This is a genomic window from Nonomuraea gerenzanensis (assembly GCF_020215645.1).
Classification (GTDB): Bacteria; Actinomycetota; Actinomycetes; order Streptosporangiales; family Streptosporangiaceae; genus Nonomuraea; species Nonomuraea gerenzanensis.
In genome coordinates this window covers 3,874,300-3,889,578 of the sequence record NZ_CP084058.1, presented here as the reverse complement: position 1 = coordinate 3,889,578, position 15,279 = coordinate 3,874,300, and the positions used below count along the sequence as shown (strand labels likewise).

Sequence of the window (15,279 nt, the reverse complement as noted above, 5' to 3'; positions counted from 1 at the left end):
TGATGCCCTGCGGCGGGCCCGCCCCTGAATCCCCCGCGCCGGGAGGACTCGCGCCCGGCGCGGACGTCGGGAGTCTTACAGGTTGAAGTACTTCATCGCCGTGCCCATGTCCTTGTCGCCGCGGCCGGAGAGGTTGACCAGGATGGTCGCCTCGGGGCCGAGCTCGCGGCCCAGCTCCAGCGCGCCCGCCAGGGCGTGGGAGGACTCGATGGCCGGGATGATGCCCTCGGTCCTGGCCAGCAGCGAGAACGCGGCCATCGCCTGGTCGTCGGTGACGCCGTGGTAGGTGGCGCGGCCCGAGTCCTTCAGCCAGGCGTGCTCGGGGCCGACGCCCGGGTAGTCGAGCCCGGCGGAGATCGAGTGGGACTCGATCGTCTGGCCCTCGTCGTCCTGCAGCACGTAGGTGCGCGAGCCGTGCAGCACGCCCACCGAGCCGGCCGTGAGCGTGAGCGCGTGCTCGCCGCTCTCCAGGCCGTGACCGGCGGCCTCGTAGCCGTGGAGCTGGACGCCCTGGTCGCCGATGAAGGCGTGGAAGATGCCGATGGCGTTGCTGCCGCCGCCGACCGCCGCGCACACCGCGTCGGGCAGCCTGCCGGTCAGCTCCAGCATCTGGCGGCGCGCCTCGACGCCGATGATGCGCGCGAAGTCGCGCACGATCTCGGGGAACGGGTGCGGGCCCGCCACGGTGCCGAACAGGTAGTGGGTGGTGTCGACGTTGGTCACCCAGTCGCGGAAGGCCTCGTTGATGGCGTCCTTCAGCGTCTGGGAGCCGTTCTTGACGGGCACCACGGTGGCGCCGAGCAGCTTCATCCTGGCGACGTTGAGCGCCTGGCGCTCACAGTCGACCGCGCCCATGTAGATGACGCACTCCAGGCCGAGCAGGGCCGCGGCGGTGGCGGTGGCCACGCCGTGCTGGCCCGCGCCGGTCTCGGCGATCACCCGCTTCTTGCCCAGCCGCTTGGTCAGCAGGGCCTGGCCCAGCACGTTGTTGATCTTGTGGGCGCCGGTGTGGGTGAGGTCCTCGCGCTTGAGCACGATCCGCGCGCCGCCGGCCTGCTCGCTGAAGCGGGGCACGTCGGTCAGCGTGGTGGGCCGGCCCGCGTACGTGCGCAGCAGGTGGTCGAACTCGCGCAGGAACTCCGCGTCGTTCTTGGCCTTCTCGTAGGTGGCCGCGACCTCGTCGAGCGCCGGGATGAGCGCCTCGGGCACGTAGCGGCCGCCGAAGATGCCGAACTTGCCGTGCACGTCGGGGTCGTTGGCGTACGCGCCGTTGCCCGCCAGGTCGGCGGCGGTCAGGATGCTGCCTTCGTTTGCCACTGCTATCCCTCTGCTGAGTGGTCGGGGCGCGTCGACGGATGAGCGCCGGCGGTCACCAGCGCCTCCACTGCCTTGCGCGGGTCCTTGCCGGTGACCAGGCTCTCGCCCACCAGGACGGCGTCGGCGCCGCCCCGCGCGTAGGCGAGCAGGTCGTGCGGGCCGCGCACGCCCGACTCGGCAATCTTGATCACATTATCGGGGATCTTCGGCGCGATCTTCGCGAAGACATCGCGGTCGACCTCGAGTGTCTTCAGATTGCGCGCGTTGACCCCGATGACCCGGGCGCCGGCGGCGACCGCTCGCTGCAGCTCCTCTTCGGTGTGCACCTCGACCAGCGGGGTGAGCCCGATCGACTCGGCCCGCTCGATGAGCGACACCAGCGCCTCCTGCTCCAGGCAGACGACCATGAGCAGAGCCAGGTCGGCACCGTAGGCGCGGGCCTCCCAGAGCTGGTAGGAGGTGAGGATGAAGTCCTTGCGCAGGATCGGGATGTCGACCCGGGCGCGCACCGCGGCCAGGTCGTCGAGGCTGCCGCCGAACTTGCGCCGCTCGGTCAGCACGCTGATGACGTGTGCGCCACCCGCTTCGTAGTCGGCCGCCAGCGCCGCCGGGTCGGCGATCGCGGCGAGCGCGCCCTTCGACGGGCTGGAGCGCTTGACTTCGGCGATCACCGAGATCCGGTCGCCTCCCAGCGCGGCCATCGCGTCCCTGGGCGCGTGCGCCCGCTCGGCTCGCTGCTTGAGCTCGTCGATCGACACGGCCTGCTGACGTGCGGCGAGGTCGGCGCGCACCCCGTCGAGGATGTCGTCGAGGACACTCGGCCCTTCCGTCCGCTCACTCACGCGCTTGAGGTCCCTCCGGTCGGCTTCTGGGGGTGGCGGAGAGTTCGCGTCGCGTCCGCTCTTCGCCTTGTCCTGCGATGGTATCGGCCCCTACGGGGTCACCTCACCACCGGTCCCCATGTGGACGCCGGGTCAAGGGGCCAGGAACGCTCCGAAAGGCAGATTACGGACGACCCAGTAGACCATGACGATCGCGAGGAAGGCCCACAGCCACGCCGGATGTGCCAGCGTGGTGCGCCTGGGCCGCCCCTGCCACGCCCGGACCACCCATCGGCCCCACCAGAACACCAGGAACGGAACCATGGCGACGGCGAGGGGGTTGAGGCCGAGGGCGGCGACCGGGTCGAGGTGGGCCAGCGCGTGGATGCTGCGCAGCGTGCCGCAACCCGGGCAGTAGAGACCGGTGATCCACAGGAACGGGCACGTCGGATAGTGGCCCGGTTCGTTGGGGTCCACCGCGCCGACGAACGCGAACACCGCGCCGGTGGCGGCCGCAACACCGAGTGGCGCGAGCAGGCCCTTGAGACGCTGTGTCCCGTGCCGCCCGGTTGTTGCGAGGCTCATGACTCCAGTATCCGCCTTCCGCTGCGTGCCGCTCGTGATGCGGCCTAGTACGAGTACGTCGTGGACACGCTGGCGGCCAGGATCACGAAGAACAGGACGTAGGCGATGATGAGCAGACCGATGCCGATGGCACCGATGATCAGGCTGCGCTTCCACCACGTCTTGGCCTCTTCGGCCGCCTGCTGGGCGCCGGCGAAGTCGCCGATCTGCCACTTCTGGTTCACCTGCGACGACTTCACGATCGCCACGATGCCCAGCGGGAGGCAGCAGAACAGGGTGGTGAGGATGGCCGGGACGAGCTGGTTGTCCGGCGGGTTGCCCCCGGGGCCGCCGCCGTAACCGCCACCGTAGCCACCACCGGACGGCGGCTGCTGGCCGTAGCCACCGCCGTAACCGCCACCGGACGGCGGCTGCTGCCCGTAACCGCCACCGCTCGGCGGCTGCTGCCCGTAGCCACCACCGGACGGGGGCTGCTGCCCGTAACCGCCACCGGACGGGGGCTGCTGCCCGTAGCCACCGCCGTAGCCACCGCCGCTCGGCGGCTGCTGACCGTAGCCGCCGTCGCCCTGGTTACCGTAACTCATGCTCGAGACCCCTCATGTCGTCATCTTTGAGTTCGAGTTGCGCGCGGCAGCCTAGCGATAATGCATCTTTCACGTGGACGAACGTCCATTTTGCGGACAATTCGTAATCGGACCGCAAGCAGGTCGTCACGGCCCGGCTACGCGATCGGCAGGTTACCCGCGAGTCAGTAATCGTAGGAGGACGAGGCGGCGGCCGACAGACCCAGCATCCATAGGAAGAACCCGCCGAAGAACAGCCAGCACAACACCCAGATCACGACCGTGATGTAGGAGGTGACGAGGCCGCCCACCGCCATGCCCGAGCCTTCCTCGCCCGTCTTCTTGATCCGGTTGAGGGCGATGTGCCCGAGGATCACGCCCGGGATGCTCGTCAGGCCGCAGAAGACCAGGCCGATGATGCCCAGCACGAGCGAGGCCACCGCCATGCCGTTGGTGGAGCGCGGCTGGGGCGGCGGGTAGTAGCCGGGGGGCGGCTGCTGGCCGTAGCCGAAGCCGCCGCTCGGCGGCAGCTGGCCGTAGCCGAGGTTCTGCTGGCTGTTCGGCTGCTGACCGTAGCCGCCGCCGTAGCTCGGCGGCTGCTGGCCGTAGCCCGGCGGCTGCTGACCATAGCCGCCGCCCCCGCTCTGCGGCTGCTGCCCGTAACCGCCGCCATAACCGGGGGGCTGCTGACCGTAGCCTCCCCCGCTCTGCGGCTGCTGCCCGTAGCCGCCGTTGGCGCCCTGATCCCCGTAGGTCATGAGCTGGCTCCTCATTGTTCGTGGCGAGTTGCAACGGCAGCTTATTGAGGAAACGTTTGCCAAGCAGACAATGGTTCAGAACAGTGGAGGATTCGACAGCGCCTGATTTCAGCGGGAATCCGTCGGGTCGTCTCCCCTGTCGAGCGCGTCCCAGAGCGCCCTGTCGTCACTCACCTGCGCCTTCGCCTCGGAGCCCGCGCCCGTGCCCGCAGCGCTGCCCGCGCCGGCCCCGCGGTCGTACCGGGCGGACATCCCCGCCCACCTGCCGCCGCGCACGATCGCCACGACGCCGCCCGCCACCATCAGCACCGCGCCCGCCGCCGCGACCACCGGCCACAGCGGCGCGGCCTCCCAGGGGACCTCGGCGGCGCCCCGCAACACGTTCTGCTCGCGCAGCCAGGTGGCCACGTGGTCGCCGCTCAGCGCCGTCCAGGTGGCCGCCGCCGCGCCGGCGCCGCACAGCGCCAGCAACGCGCCCACGAGCCGCCGCCCCAGCCCCTTGGTGGCCAGCACCGCCACCACCCCGGCCAGCCCGGCCAGCGCCACGGGCGTCAGCGCGGGGGCGAGGTCGCCGCCGGTGGGCGCCTCCACCTCGGCCCCCTGCAGCACCGTCGCCCAGCCCTGCCCTGCGGCGACGAGCACCGCCAGGCAGCCGAGCGCGGTCGCCGCCACCCACACCCACAACTCCCTGTGCACGCCCGCCGCCTAGCCGAGCGCGATCTCGAGCTGGTCGGCGTCGAAGCAGGTGCGGTCGCCCGTGTGGCAGGCGGCGCCCTCCTGGTCCACCTTCACCAGGATCGTGTCGCCGTCGCAGTCGAGCGCCACCGCCTTGACGTGCTGGACATGGCCGGAGGTGTCGCCCTTGACCCAGAACTCCTGGCGGCTGCGCGACCAGTAGGTGGCCCTGCCGGTGGTCAGGGTCCGGTGCAGCGCCTCGTCGTTCATCCAGGCGAGCATGAGGACCTCGCCGGTGTCGTACTGCTGGGCGATCGCGGGGACCAGGCCGTCGGCGTTGCGCTTGAGTCTCGCGGCGATCTTGGGGTCAAGGGACATGTGTCCCATTCAACCAGCCCGCCCCGGCGCCCCTCAGGCGAGTGCCTGCGACAACGTGTCGTAGATGGGGAACAGCGGCGCCAGGTTCGTCCGCCGCAGCCGCCGCAGCACCTGCCCGTCGGGCGCCACCAGCGCCATGGTGCCGTTGCGGTCGCGCAGCGACGCCAGCATCCGCACCAGCACCCCCAGCCCGGTGGTGTCGATGAAGGTGAGCGCGCTCAGATCGACCACCAGCCGCGGCTCCGGCGCGGCGGCCGCCTCGTTGAGGCACTTGCGGACCTCGGAGACGTTGTCCACGTCCATCTCCCCGGCCAGGCTGACCACCACGAGCTCGCCGTGTCGGCGTCGCGACATCTCCAGCACATCCACGCCCATGCTCCTCACGACCCCTCCCGCGGGCGGCCCCGCCGAAAAGGTACACCTGTCTGCGGCGCGTCACAGCGGGTTTTGCCGAGAATGCGCTACGTGATGGCAGGGATCGGGGTACTTTCTTCCCGACGCGTGCTAGGGGGAGGACCATCGTGGTGCACGTCGCGGGCTCCGTGCTCGATCCCGACCTCGGTGATCATGTGTGCCTGCCGTTCGAGGGCGAGCGGGAGCGGATGACGGCTGCGGGGCTGTTCACGAGGAACGGCCTGCGCCGCCGTACCAAGGTGGTGATCATCACACATGCCGACAGTCCGGAGCGGACGCGCGGGTGGCTGGCGCCGCTGGTGCCGGGGTTCGCCGACGCGGTGTCCGCCGGGCAGATCGAGATCCTGCGGTCGATCGACACGCACTTCACCGACGGCCGGCTCGACCTCGACCGCATGTACACCGGGCTGGCCGACGCCCGCGCGCGGGCCGGCAAGCACGGCCAGCACGGCGTGTACGCGCTGGTGGACGCCTCCTGGGGAGCGGGCGACGCGACGGAGCAGGCGGCGTTCGAGGCGGCGGCCAACGAGGTGTTCGGCGAGCGGTGGCTGGCGGCCGTGTGCCAGTACGACCGCCGGCTCTTCCCCCGCGACGCCATCGACCGGGCCGCCTCCGTGCATCCGATCTCGCCTGAGCAGGCGCTGCTGCGCTTCGCCGGCACCGGCTCCGGGCTGCGGGTGTGGGGGGACGTCGACCTGACGAACCGGCCGGCGTTCGCCTCGCTGCTGGCGCCGCTGGAGAAGGAGCCGGGCGAGATCGTGATCGACGCGTCCGGGCTGGACTTCATCGACGCGGGCTCGGCGCAGCTCCTCACCGTCACGGCGATGGCCAGGCCGCGCGGCTCCACCGTGGTGGTGTGCCGCGACTCCATGGCGCGGGTGCTGCGGCTGATCAGCGCGGACGAGTACGTCGTCGTGCGCCGGGTGGGCGATGGGTAGACAGGTGCTCTGCACGGCCTTCGCCCGGGGCCGCATCACGTTCCTGCGCAGGGCCGTAACCGAGCACGCCAGGTACGAGGGGCTCACCGGCAGGCGGCTGGAGGACTTCGTGCTGGCGGTCAACGAGATCACCACGAACGTGGTGCTGCACGGCGGCGGGCACGGACGGCTGCGGCTGTGGTCGCAGGGCGAGTGGTTGTGGTGCGAGGTCAGCGACGAGGGGCCGGGGCTGCCCGCCGGGTGGATGGGTGACATGCGGCCGCCCGCGGGGTTCGACTTCCGCGGGCGGGGGTTGTGGCTGACCAGCATGTTGTGCGACCACATCACGATCGTGTCCGGGCCGGCGGGCACGACCGTGACGTTCGCGGCCGTGCGGGGCTGATCGAGGCGGGTCAGGAGCGGGCCGCCGAGATCCACGAGGCGTGCAGGTCGGCGTACACCCCGCTCTCCTTGACCAGCTCCGCGTGCGGCCCGCGCTGCACCAGGCGGCCGCTGTCGAAGACCAGCACCTCGTCGGCGTTCTCCGCCGTGGACAGGCGGTGCGCGATCGAGACGGCGGTGCGGCCCCGGGTGACGCCCTCCAGGGCGCGCGCCAGCCGTACCTCCGTGGCCGGGTCCACCGCCGAGGTGGCCTCGTCCAGCAGGAGCAGGTCGGGGTCGGCGAGGTAGGCGCGGGCCAGGGCGACGAGCTGGCGCTCGCCTGCGGAGAGTGACTCGCCGCGCTGGCCGACCGGCGTGCCGAGGCCGGCGGGCAGGCCCTCCAGCCAGTCGGCCAGGCCCAGCTCGGTCATCGCCAGCGCGATCTCCTCGTCGGTGGCCCCCGGCTTGCCGTAGCGGATGTTGTCGGCCAGGGTGCCGTCGAACAGGAAGCCGTCCTGCGGGACCATGACGATCCGCTCGCGCAGCGAAGAGAAGCGCACGTGGCGCAGATCGTGGCCGTCGACGGTGACACGTCCTGAGCCGGGGTCCATCAGCCTGGTCAGCAGCTTGGCGAACGTGGTCTTGCCCGAGCCGGTCTCCCCCACGACGGCGACGCGGGAGCGGGGCGGGATGTCCACCGTGACCTCGCGCAGCACGGGCGCGCCTCCGGGGTAGGAGAAGTGCACGCCCTCGAAGGCGACCTCGATGGGCCCGCGGGGCAGCTCCACACCCGCCTCGCCGGGGTCGGCCACGTCCGGCGGGGTGTCGAGGACGCCGAGGATGCGGCGCCAGCCGGCGACGGCGTTCTGCGCCTCGTTGAGCACCTCGGTGGCGGTCTGCAGCGGCGAGACGAACAGCGTGACGAGGAAGAGGAACGCCACCAGCCGCCCCTGCGTGATGTCGCCCGACAGGCCCAGCCGCACGCCGAGCAGCACGATGCCGGCGATGGCGACGGCGGCCACGATCTCGGTCAGCGGGAAGACGAAGCCGACGATGGTCTGCGCCCTGGTCTGGGCCTTCCTGTTGGCGTTGACGGCGGCGTCGATCCGCTCGGCGGTGCGCTGCTCGGAGGCGTACGCGCGGATGACGGTGGCGCCGACGACGGACTCGCTGACGGCGGCCAGCATGTCGCCGGTGCGCTCGCGGACGATCGTGTACGCGCGCGACAGCAGCCGCTGGAAGCGCGGCAGGGCGATCATCAGCGGGATGAAGCAGACCCACACCAGCAGGGTGAGCTGCCAGGAGTAGACGAACATCAGGACCGTGGCCACGAGCAGCTGCCCGAGCGCCACGATGATCATCAGCCCGCCCCACTGCATGAAGTTGCTGATCTGGTCGATGTCGTTGGTGACGCGGGAGACCAGGGCGCCGCGGCGCTCGGTGTTCTGGGTGAGCACCGACAGGTCGTGCACGTGGCGGAAGCCGCGCACGCGCAGGGTGGCCAGCGAGGACTCGGTGGCCTTGTAGAGGCGGACGTTCATGACGTAGCCCGCCAGAGCGGTCAGCACGACCGCCGCCGCGCAGATCACCACAGCACTGGTGATGTAAGAGATGTCGGGCTTGCCGCCCTTGAGCCCGGTGTCGATCGTCTGCTGGACCGCGATCGGCACGATGATCTTCCCGATGGTGGCGATGACGGCCAGCGCCAGCGTCCCCATCAGGCCCTTGCGGAACTCGGGGGTGAGTGAGAGGCCCTGCCGGACCGTGGCCAGCGCGGAACGCTCCGAGTCGCGCCGGATGTTCTGCGCCGTCATGCCTGCACCTCTTCGACCGCTTCTTCCACTTCGATGGCCGCGCGCTCGGCCTCTTCCCGCTCGTACGCGGTCACCAGGTTGCGGTAGCCGGCGCAGCGCTCGATCAGCTCCTCGTGCGGCCCCCGGTCCACGACGCGCCCCTTGTCCAGGTAGACGACCTCGTCGGCCAGCGCGATGGTGGCCATGCGGTAGGCGACGACCACCACGGTCGAGGCTTCCGCGGCGTCGCGCAGCCCGTGCAGGATCTTGGCCTCGACCTGCGGGTCCACGCTGGAGGTGGCGTCGTCGAGGACGAGCAGGCGGGGGCGGCGCACGACCGCGCGGGCCAGGGCCAGGCGCTGGCGCTGGCCGCCCGACAGGGAGGCGCCGCGCTCGCCGACGCGGGTGTCGAGGCCGTCGGGCAGGCGGCCGACGAAGCCGTCGGCCTGGGCCAGCCGCAGGGCCGCCCACACGTCCTCGTCGGAGACCTCATCGGGGGCCTTGTCGGGGGCCTCGTCGGGGGCCTCGTCGGGGGCCTCGTCGGGGGCACCGCCGCCGAGCGCGACGTTGCCGCGCACGGTGTCGTCGAACAGGAACGTCTGCTGCGGCACCAGGGCGACCGACGCCGCCACGCCGCCGTAGGGCAGCTCGCGCAGGTCCACGTCGTCGAGCAGCACCCGGCCCGACGCGGGGTCCACCAGGCGGGCCAGGAGCTGCACGAGCGTGGACTTGCCCGAGCCGGTGGGCCCGACGAGGGCGACGGTGCGGCCCGCGGGCACCTCGAAGGTGACGTCGTGCAGCACCTCGGCCTCGCCGTAGGCGTAGGAGACGTCCTCGACCGCCAGTTTCGCCGGGGCCGTCGAGCTCACGGAGGTGGCGCCGTACTCCATGGAGCCGGTCGCGTCCAGCACGGCCTGCACCCGCTGCCAGCCGACGACGCTGCGCGGCAGCTCGGCCAGCACCCAGCCCAGTGCCCTGATGGGGAAGGCGAGCAGCGTGAACAGGTAGGCCACCTGCACCAGCCCGCCGGCGTCGATCGCGCCCGCGGACAGGCGGGCCGCGCCCACGGCCAGCACGGCGAGCACGCCGAGCGTGGGCAGCGCCTCCAGCATCGGGTCGAACAGCCCGCGCACCCGCCCGACGGCGATGTTGGCGTCACGCAGCTCGTGGGCGCGCCGCTGGAACCGCTCGGTCTCCAGGTCCTCGCGGCCGAGCGTCTTGACGACGAGCGCGCCGTCGAAGCTCTCGTGCGCGATCTCGCTGACCTCGGCGCGCAGTTGCTGCGCGCGGGTGGCCAGGGGGCTGAGCCTGCGCTGGTAGACCAGGTTGAGGACGGCGATGGCCGGGAAGATGAGGAAGCCCACCAGGGCGAGCACGAGGTCGGTGAACAACATCGCGACGGCCGCGGTGAACAGCATGACGATCACGCCCACGGCCATCGGCAGCGGCGCGAGCGGGGCCCAGGCGGCCTCGGCGTCGGCGCTGGCGTTCGACAGGAGCTGGCCGGTGGGGTGCCGGTGGTGCCACGACAGCGGCAGGCGCAGGTACTGCTTGGTCACGTCGCGGCGCGAGCGGGCCTGCATGCGGTACTGCATGACGCCGGCCAGGATGCGCCGCCCCGCCACGCCGAGCGCCTTGAGCAGCGCCGTGCCGAGGATCAGCAGCGTGCCGGTCCACAGCGCGCCCGCGCTGACGTCACCGTCGGCGAACGACGTCAGCACCACGTGCTGGGTCGCCCAGCCGAGGGCCCAGGCCGAGGCGACGGTCATGCCGCCGTAAACGGCGCTGGCCAGCACCGCCAGCGTGAACACCGTCTTCTCCGTGCGAATGGCCACCCCAAGGACCCGGAGCCCTTGACGCATCACGGCCGAGGTGACCTTGCTCGCCACTCGGGGGGTTTCCTCTCATATCTGATGTCAATCTGACGTTTCTCCGTATGTCTCTATCACTCCCGATCAAGCTGTTATTCCCAGCGGTAGGGTTGACCGCGTGACACATGCCCGTGGCGAACGCTCCGCGCTCTGCGACCTGCTCGACCGGCTCGGCCCCGACGCGCCGACCCTGTGCACGGGCTGGACCACCTACGACCTGGCGGCCCACCTCGCCATCCGCGAGCGCCGGCCCGACGCCATGGGCGGCATCGCGATCAAGGCGCTGGCCGGCTACACCGCCTCGGTCCAGAACGGTTTCAAGGCCCGCTACCCGTTCCCCGAGCTGGTCGGCATCGTGCGCAGGCCCGGCGGCGTGTACGGCCTGGTGCCCGCGCTCGACGAGGCCGTCAACACGCTGGAGCTGTTCGTGCACCACGAGGACGTGCGCCGGGCGCAGCAGGCGTGGCAGCCGCGCGAGCTGCCGGCCGACCTGGAGGCGCTCATCTGGAAGCGGGTCGCCACCGGCGCCCGCCTGATGCTGCGCCGCTCACCCGTCGGCGTGGTGCTGCACCGGCTCGGCGGCGGCGTGGCGCTCGGCGGCCCGCGCGGGGGCGCGCGGGTGGAGGTCACCGGCAAGGCGGCGGAGCTGCTGATGTTCTGCTTCGGGCGGCAGGCTCACGCCCGCGTGGAGCTCACCGGCGACCCCGGCTCCGTCGAGCTGCTGCGCGAGGCCACTCTGGGCGTGTGAGCGCGCCGCGAGGCGGCGGCGCTACCGCGGAAATCGCTTTGTGGAAGGCGCTCGCGGGTAATCTCCTGCCCTTACCATGGCATGAGTAGGAAGCCCCCCGGTTAGGATCATGTACATCTTCACAGAAGATGCCTAGGGATCGCCCAGATCCGGGTATATACGGCTGGGAATGGACTGCAGGAGGCCCCCCATGCAGGTCAAGAAGGTGATCACCTACGTGGCTGTCGCGTTCGTGGTCTTCTACCTGTTCACCCGGCCGGCCCAAGCCGCCGCCGCGGTCAACGGTGTGTTCGACGGAATCATTCAAGGAGCCAATCAGTTGGCCGTGTTCTTCTCAAGTGTTCTGACCTGACGGAAGGTTCTGTCTGCGTCAGGTGCTTCCCCGCGCTGCCAGATCGTGTTACGCAGGCAGGATGAGAGATCGCCCCAGCGGCACCAAACCCCATCAGCTCGACCCCCATGCGCGGCGCATCCTCGAGCGAGCGGAGCTCGAGGGTATCGAGCTGATCCGTTTTCTGTACGCCGACCACGGTGGCGTGATCCGTGGCAAGGCGGCATCCCGGTCACGGTTGGCCGAACGGCTCAGCACGGGCATCGGGCACACGGTGGCCATGATGGCGATGAACATGCTCGACCAGCTCCAGGAGGTCGAGCACCTGGGTCCGGTGGGCGAGGTACGCATCGTCCCCGACCCGGCCACGTACGTCCCGTTGCCCCACGCCCCCGGCGCGGCGGCCATGCTGTCGGATCTGCGTCTGCCCGATGGCGGCCCGTGGGGGGCGTGCGCGCGGACGTTCCTGAAGGAGGCCATCGCCGAGCTCAGCACGGAGGGGTACGCGCTGGTGGCGGCCTTCGAGCCCGAGTTCACGCTCGGGCGGCGGCTGCCCGACCCGGCGGGCGGCCACGATCGGCTGGTGCCGCTCGACGACTCGCTCTGCTATGCCGCCACGGGCTTCGACACGGCGCACGACTACACGGTCAAGCTGATCCGCGCGCTGGAGACTCAGGGGCTGCGCGTCGAGCACTACCACCCGGAGCTCGGCCCCGGGCAGCAGGAGCTGTCGATCCGGCATGCGCCCGCGCTGCGGGCCGCCGACAACCACGTCATCTACCGCGAGACCGTGCGCGGGGTGGCCATGCGCATGCAGATGTGGGCCTCGCTGGCGCCCAAGCCGCTGGCCGACCAGGCGGGCAACGGCTGCCATCTGCACCTGTCGCTGTGGAACGACACGCAGAACGTCTTCGCCGAGGAGAGCGAGGTACGCGACGGCTTCATCGGCGGCCTGCTCGCGCACCTGCCCGCCCTGACGGCGCTCACCTGCGGCAGCGTCAACAGCTTCCGCCGCCTGACGCCCCGCATGTGGTCCGGCGCGTACGCGGTGTACGGCCCCGACAACCGCGAGGCCGCGATCCGGATCTGCTCCCCGCTGGGCGAGAGCGGCGAGCCGAACCTGGAGCTGAAGCCCTCCGACTCCTCCGCCAACCCCTACCTGTCGCTCGGCGCGGTCATCCACGCGGGGCTCGACGGGATCCGGCGCAAGCTCGACCCGGGTGAGGCGGTGGACGTCGACCCCGACACGCGTCCCGGCCGCTATCCCCGCCTGCCGCAGTCGCTGGAGGAGGCCCTCGACGCGCTGGAGGCCGACGAGGTGCTCATGGAGGCGCTCGGGCCGTTGCGGCGCAGCGCGTACCTGGCCGTCAAGCGGTCCGAGGCCGCCGCGTTCGCGGCCAAGGACGTCTCCTACGAGCTCTTCCACCACCTGCGGGTGTTCTGACGCTCTCGGCCCCGGGCGGCGCGGCCCGGGGCGAGCCGGTCAGCGGACGGGGTGCCCCGCCATCCGGAGCGTGTCCTTGACCTCGGAGATCTTCAGCGTGCCGAAGTGGAAGACGCTGGCCGCCAGTACGGCGTCGGCGCCCGCCGCCACCGCCGGAGGGAAGTCCTCCAGCCGGCCCGCGCCACCGCTGGCGATCACCGGCACCCGGACGGCAGCCCTGACCGCGCGCAGCATCTCCAGGTCGTAGCCGTCGAGCGTGCCGTCGCCGTCCATCGAGTTGAGCAGGATCTCGCCCACGCCGAGCTCCTCGCCCCGGGCGGCCCACTCCACCGCGTCGATGCCGGTGCCGCGCCGGCCGCCGTGCGTCGTCACCTCGAAGCCGCTCTCGGTGCCCGGCGCCCGCCGCGCGTCCACGGACAGCACGATGCACTGGGCGCCGAACCGCCTGGACGCCTCTGTGAGCAGCTCGGGCCGGGCGATGGCGGCGGTGTTGAGCGACACCTTGTCGGCGCCCGCCCGCAGCAGCCGGTCCACGTCCTCGACCGCGCGCACTCCCCCGCCGACGGTGAGCGGGATGAACACCTGCTCAGCGGTCCTGCGCACCACGTCCAGCATGGTCTCGCGCTCGCCGGAGGACGCCGTGATGTCGAGGAAGGTCAGCTCGTCGGCGCCCTCCTCGTCATAGCGCCTGGCCAGCTCGACGGGGTCGCCCGCGTCGCGCAGGTTCTCGAAGTTGACGCCTTTGACCACGCGTCCGGCGTCCACGTCGAGACAGGGGATGACTCTTACCGCTACGGTCATGTTCGCAGTGCCTCTATTTCGATCTCGACCAGCATTCTAGGGTCGACCAGCCCGGCCACCCGCACCCCGGTGCAGGCGGGGCGTACCTTGCAGAAGACCTCGTGGATGGCCTTCCCGACGGGGTCGAAGTGCCGCTGCTCCACCACGTAGTAGCGGACCATGACGACGTCCTCCCGTGTCAGGCCGCCCATCAGGACGGCCTCCAGCGCGATGTCGATCGCGGTCAGAGCCTGCTGGTACGGATCTCCGACGTGCCGTACCTCTCCGTCGACCGTGGCCGTGCACCCGGACACGATCACCCGCTCGCCCGCCACCACGGCCCGGGCGTAGCCGTACTTCTCCTCCCAGACGCCGCCTGAGAACACCCGGTAACCGGTGCTCTCCATGCCGATGCTGCTGACGCTCATCTCGCCCCCTCCCGGCAAGAGTTACACGCGCACCGCGGAAAGCGCGTCTTCCAGCGTGAACGCGTGAGCGTACAGGGCCCTGCCCACGATGGCGCCCTCCACTCCGTCCGGGACGAGAGAAGCCAGTGCGACCAGGTCATCGAGGCTGGAAACGCCGCCGCTGGCGACGACGGGCCTGTCGGTACGGGCGCAGATCTGGCGATAGAGGCCGAGATTGGGGCCCTGGAGCATGCCGTCCTTGGTCACGTCGGTGACCACGTAGCGCGGGCAGCCGTCGGACTCCAGCCGCTCCAGCACCTCCCACAGGTCGCCGGCGTCCTGGGTCCAGCCGCGGGCGGCCAGCGTGGTGCCGCGCACGTCGAGCCCGACCGCGATCCTGTCGCCGTGCTCGGCGATGATCTTCCGGCACCACTCGGGGTTCTCCAGCGCGGCGGTGCCGATGTTGACCCGGCGGCAGCCGGTGGCCAGCGCCGCGGCCAGGGACTCGTCGTCGCGGATGCCGCCGGACAGCTCCACGTTCACGTCCAGCTTGCCGATCACCTCGGCGATCAGCTCCCGGTTGCCGCCCCGGCCGAACGCGGCGTCGAGGTCGACCATGTGGATCCACTCGGCGCCCGCCTCCTGCCAGGCCAGCGCGGCGGCCAGCGGCGCGCCGTGGACGGTCTCCGTGCCGGCCTCGCCCTGCGTCAGGCGTACGGCCTGGCCGTTCACGATGTCCACGGCAGGCAGCAAAACGAGCGACATTCAGATCCTCCGGTCGAAGGCGAGGGTCACGACAACGGGCGCGAGCAGCAGGGAGAGGACGAGGACACCGAAGCTGAGCGGGAACGAGCCCCAGATCAGCCAGACGATCACCTGCACGAGCAGGAAAGCGAGCGCCACCACGGCGTTCTGCGCGCGGTGGCGGCGGGCCAGCAGGCCGCCCTGGCGGTAGAACCGCACCGGGCGCGGGGTTAACCGGGCCAGCAGGGCGCGGCGGCGCGCCCGGCGGGCCTGCCGCTCCTCGTTGGCCCGGATCGCGCGCGCCCGCTCGGCCTCCCGCTCGGCCCTGCGGCGCGCGCGTTCCTTGCTCATG

Annotated in this window: 19 protein-coding genes; 5 read left to right on the top strand and 14 right to left on the bottom strand. The window is 71.3% G+C overall.

The features are described 5' to 3' along the window. Nucleotides 1–75: 75 nt before the first annotated feature. From trpB to LCN96_RS18645, 8 genes are all read right to left on the bottom strand, one after another. A complete protein-coding gene (trpB, locus tag LCN96_RS18680) occupies nucleotides 76–1,281 on the bottom strand; it encodes a tryptophan synthase subunit beta (protein WP_225276008.1) in 1,206 nt (401 codons plus the stop codon). Nucleotides 1,282–1,319: 38 nt separating this feature from the next. Further along, complete coding sequence (trpC, locus tag LCN96_RS18675) at nucleotides 1,320–2,159, bottom strand: indole-3-glycerol phosphate synthase TrpC (protein ID WP_225274054.1); 840 nt, start codon at nucleotides 2,157–2,159, stop codon at nucleotides 1,320–1,322. Between the two features lie 132 nt (nucleotides 2,160–2,291). Continuing rightward, entirely contained in the window at nucleotides 2,292–2,723 is a 432-nt protein-coding gene (locus tag LCN96_RS18670) for a DUF2752 domain-containing protein (protein ID WP_225274052.1), read from the bottom strand. 44 nt (nucleotides 2,724–2,767) lie between these two features. After that, a complete protein-coding gene (locus LCN96_RS18665; protein ID WP_225274050.1) occupies nucleotides 2,768–3,307 on the bottom strand; it encodes a CD225/dispanin family protein in 540 nt (179 codons plus the stop codon). Between the two features lie 164 nt (nucleotides 3,308–3,471). Beyond that, complete coding sequence (locus LCN96_RS18660; protein WP_225274049.1) at nucleotides 3,472–4,044, bottom strand: DUF4190 domain-containing protein; 573 nt, start codon at nucleotides 4,042–4,044, stop codon at nucleotides 3,472–3,474. A 108-nt stretch (nucleotides 4,045–4,152) separates the two neighbouring features. Continuing rightward, nucleotides 4,153–4,740, bottom strand: a complete 588-nt coding sequence (locus LCN96_RS18655) for a Trp biosynthesis-associated membrane protein (RefSeq protein WP_225274047.1) — start codon at nucleotides 4,738–4,740, stop codon at nucleotides 4,153–4,155. 9 nt (nucleotides 4,741–4,749) lie between these two features. Next, nucleotides 4,750–5,106: a phosphoribosyl-AMP cyclohydrolase gene (hisI, locus tag LCN96_RS18650; protein WP_225274045.1), complete on the bottom strand. Its 357-nt coding sequence runs from the start codon at nucleotides 5,104–5,106 to the stop codon at nucleotides 4,750–4,752. 24 nt (nucleotides 5,107–5,130) lie between these two features. Then, nucleotides 5,131–5,466, bottom strand: a complete 336-nt coding sequence (locus LCN96_RS18645; RefSeq protein WP_225274044.1) for an STAS domain-containing protein — start codon at nucleotides 5,464–5,466, stop codon at nucleotides 5,131–5,133. Between the two features lie 152 nt (nucleotides 5,467–5,618). On the opposite strand from LCN96_RS18645, the gene LCN96_RS18640 reads away from it, so the two are divergent. Together LCN96_RS18640 and LCN96_RS18635 are read left to right on the top strand one after the other, a co-directional pair. Then, nucleotides 5,619–6,449 carry an MEDS domain-containing protein gene (locus tag LCN96_RS18640; protein ID WP_225274042.1) on the top strand — a complete coding sequence of 277 codons (831 nt, stop codon included), beginning with the start codon at nucleotides 5,619–5,621 and terminating at the stop codon, nucleotides 6,447–6,449. Continuing rightward, nucleotides 6,442–6,831: an ATP-binding protein gene (locus LCN96_RS18635; protein WP_225274040.1), complete on the top strand. Its 390-nt coding sequence runs from the start codon at nucleotides 6,442–6,444 to the stop codon at nucleotides 6,829–6,831. Before LCN96_RS18640 ends, LCN96_RS18635 begins: the two co-directional genes overlap by 8 nt. Nucleotides 6,832–6,841: 10 nt before the next feature. Here the strand turns inward: LCN96_RS18635 and LCN96_RS18630 are convergent, their stop codons facing one another. Together LCN96_RS18630 and LCN96_RS18625 are read right to left on the bottom strand one after the other, a co-directional pair. Further along, on the bottom strand, nucleotides 6,842–8,623 hold the full coding sequence (locus tag LCN96_RS18630) for an ABC transporter ATP-binding protein (RefSeq protein ID WP_225274039.1): 1,782 nt from the start codon (nucleotides 8,621–8,623) through the stop codon (nucleotides 6,842–6,844). Next, nucleotides 8,620–10,464: an ABC transporter ATP-binding protein gene (locus LCN96_RS18625; RefSeq protein WP_225276007.1), complete on the bottom strand. Its 1,845-nt coding sequence runs from the start codon at nucleotides 10,462–10,464 to the stop codon at nucleotides 8,620–8,622. Before LCN96_RS18625 ends, LCN96_RS18630 begins: the two co-directional genes overlap by 4 nt. Nucleotides 10,465–10,591: 127 nt before the next feature. Here LCN96_RS18625 and LCN96_RS18620 point away from each other — a divergent pair, with 127 nt between their 5' ends. From LCN96_RS18620 to LCN96_RS18610, 3 genes are all read left to right on the top strand, one after another. Continuing rightward, nucleotides 10,592–11,221, top strand: a complete 630-nt coding sequence (locus tag LCN96_RS18620) for a TIGR03085 family metal-binding protein (RefSeq protein ID WP_225274037.1) — start codon at nucleotides 10,592–10,594, stop codon at nucleotides 11,219–11,221. Between the two features lie 190 nt (nucleotides 11,222–11,411). Beyond that, nucleotides 11,412–11,573 (top strand): hypothetical protein, encoded by a 162-nt coding sequence (locus LCN96_RS18615; protein WP_169789240.1) that lies wholly within the window; start codon nucleotides 11,412–11,414, stop codon nucleotides 11,571–11,573. A 61-nt stretch (nucleotides 11,574–11,634) separates the two neighbouring features. Beyond that, complete coding sequence (locus LCN96_RS18610) at nucleotides 11,635–12,996, top strand: glutamine synthetase family protein (protein ID WP_225274035.1); 1,362 nt, start codon at nucleotides 11,635–11,637, stop codon at nucleotides 12,994–12,996. 39 nt (nucleotides 12,997–13,035) lie between these two features. On the opposite strand, the gene hisF is transcribed toward LCN96_RS18610, so the two are convergent. Genes hisF through LCN96_RS18590 form a run of 4 tightly spaced genes read right to left on the bottom strand, consistent with a single transcriptional unit; the run spans nucleotide 13,036 to nucleotide 15,278 of the window. Then, the gene (hisF, locus tag LCN96_RS18605; protein ID WP_225274033.1) at nucleotides 13,036–13,797 is read right to left on the bottom strand and encodes an imidazole glycerol phosphate synthase subunit HisF; all 762 of its coding nucleotides are present in this window, start codon (nucleotides 13,795–13,797) and stop codon (nucleotides 13,036–13,038) included. After that, nucleotides 13,794–14,204, bottom strand: a complete 411-nt coding sequence (locus tag LCN96_RS18600) for a Rid family hydrolase (RefSeq protein ID WP_225274031.1) — start codon at nucleotides 14,202–14,204, stop codon at nucleotides 13,794–13,796. The genes hisF and LCN96_RS18600 overlap by 4 nt, the downstream gene beginning before the upstream one ends. A gap of 21 nt (nucleotides 14,205–14,225) precedes the next feature. Further along, the gene (gene priA, locus LCN96_RS18595) at nucleotides 14,226–14,948 is read right to left on the bottom strand and encodes a bifunctional 1-(5-phosphoribosyl)-5-((5-phosphoribosylamino)methylideneamino)imidazole-4-carboxamide isomerase/phosphoribosylanthranilate isomerase PriA (RefSeq protein ID WP_225274029.1); all 723 of its coding nucleotides are present in this window, start codon (nucleotides 14,946–14,948) and stop codon (nucleotides 14,226–14,228) included. Further along, entirely contained in the window at nucleotides 14,949–15,278 is a 330-nt protein-coding gene (locus LCN96_RS18590) for a hypothetical protein (protein WP_225274028.1), read from the bottom strand. Nucleotide 15,279 lies beyond the last annotated feature (1 nt).

What these genes read in the sequence shown, in the direction of transcription:
- LCN96_RS18635 (WP_225274040.1), top strand. Translation starts at nt 6,442, where the DNA reads ATGGGTAGACAGGTGCTCTGCACGGCCTTCGCCCGGGGCCGCATCACG.
- LCN96_RS18660 (WP_225274049.1), bottom strand. Translation starts at nt 4,044, where the DNA reads ATGACCTACGGGGATCAGGGCGCCAACGGCGGCTACGGGCAGCAGCCG.
- LCN96_RS18610 (WP_225274035.1), top strand. Translation starts at nt 11,635, where the DNA reads ATGAGAGATCGCCCCAGCGGCACCAAACCCCATCAGCTCGACCCCCAT.
- priA (WP_225274029.1), bottom strand. Translation starts at nt 14,948, where the DNA reads ATGTCGCTCGTTTTGCTGCCTGCCGTGGACATCGTGAACGGCCAGGCC.
- hisI (WP_225274045.1), bottom strand. Translation starts at nt 5,106, where the DNA reads ATGGGACACATGTCCCTTGACCCCAAGATCGCCGCGAGACTCAAGCGC.
- LCN96_RS18665 (WP_225274050.1), bottom strand. Translation starts at nt 3,307, where the DNA reads ATGAGTTACGGTAACCAGGGCGACGGCGGCTACGGTCAGCAGCCGCCG.
- LCN96_RS18630 (WP_225274039.1), bottom strand. Translation starts at nt 8,623, where the DNA reads ATGACGGCGCAGAACATCCGGCGCGACTCGGAGCGTTCCGCGCTGGCC.
- LCN96_RS18625 (WP_225276007.1), bottom strand. Translation starts at nt 10,464, where the DNA reads ATGCGTCAAGGGCTCCGGGTCCTTGGGGTGGCCATTCGCACGGAGAAG.
- LCN96_RS18590 (WP_225274028.1), bottom strand. Translation starts at nt 15,278, where the DNA reads ATGAGCAAGGAACGCGCGCGCCGCAGGGCCGAGCGGGAGGCCGAGCGG.
- hisF (WP_225274033.1), bottom strand. Translation starts at nt 13,797, where the DNA reads ATGACCGTAGCGGTAAGAGTCATCCCCTGTCTCGACGTGGACGCCGGA.
- LCN96_RS18670 (WP_225274052.1), bottom strand. Translation starts at nt 2,723, where the DNA reads ATGAGCCTCGCAACAACCGGGCGGCACGGGACACAGCGTCTCAAGGGC.
- LCN96_RS18615 (WP_169789240.1), top strand. Translation starts at nt 11,412, where the DNA reads ATGCAGGTCAAGAAGGTGATCACCTACGTGGCTGTCGCGTTCGTGGTC.
- LCN96_RS18600 (WP_225274031.1), bottom strand. Translation starts at nt 14,204, where the DNA reads ATGAGCGTCAGCAGCATCGGCATGGAGAGCACCGGTTACCGGGTGTTC.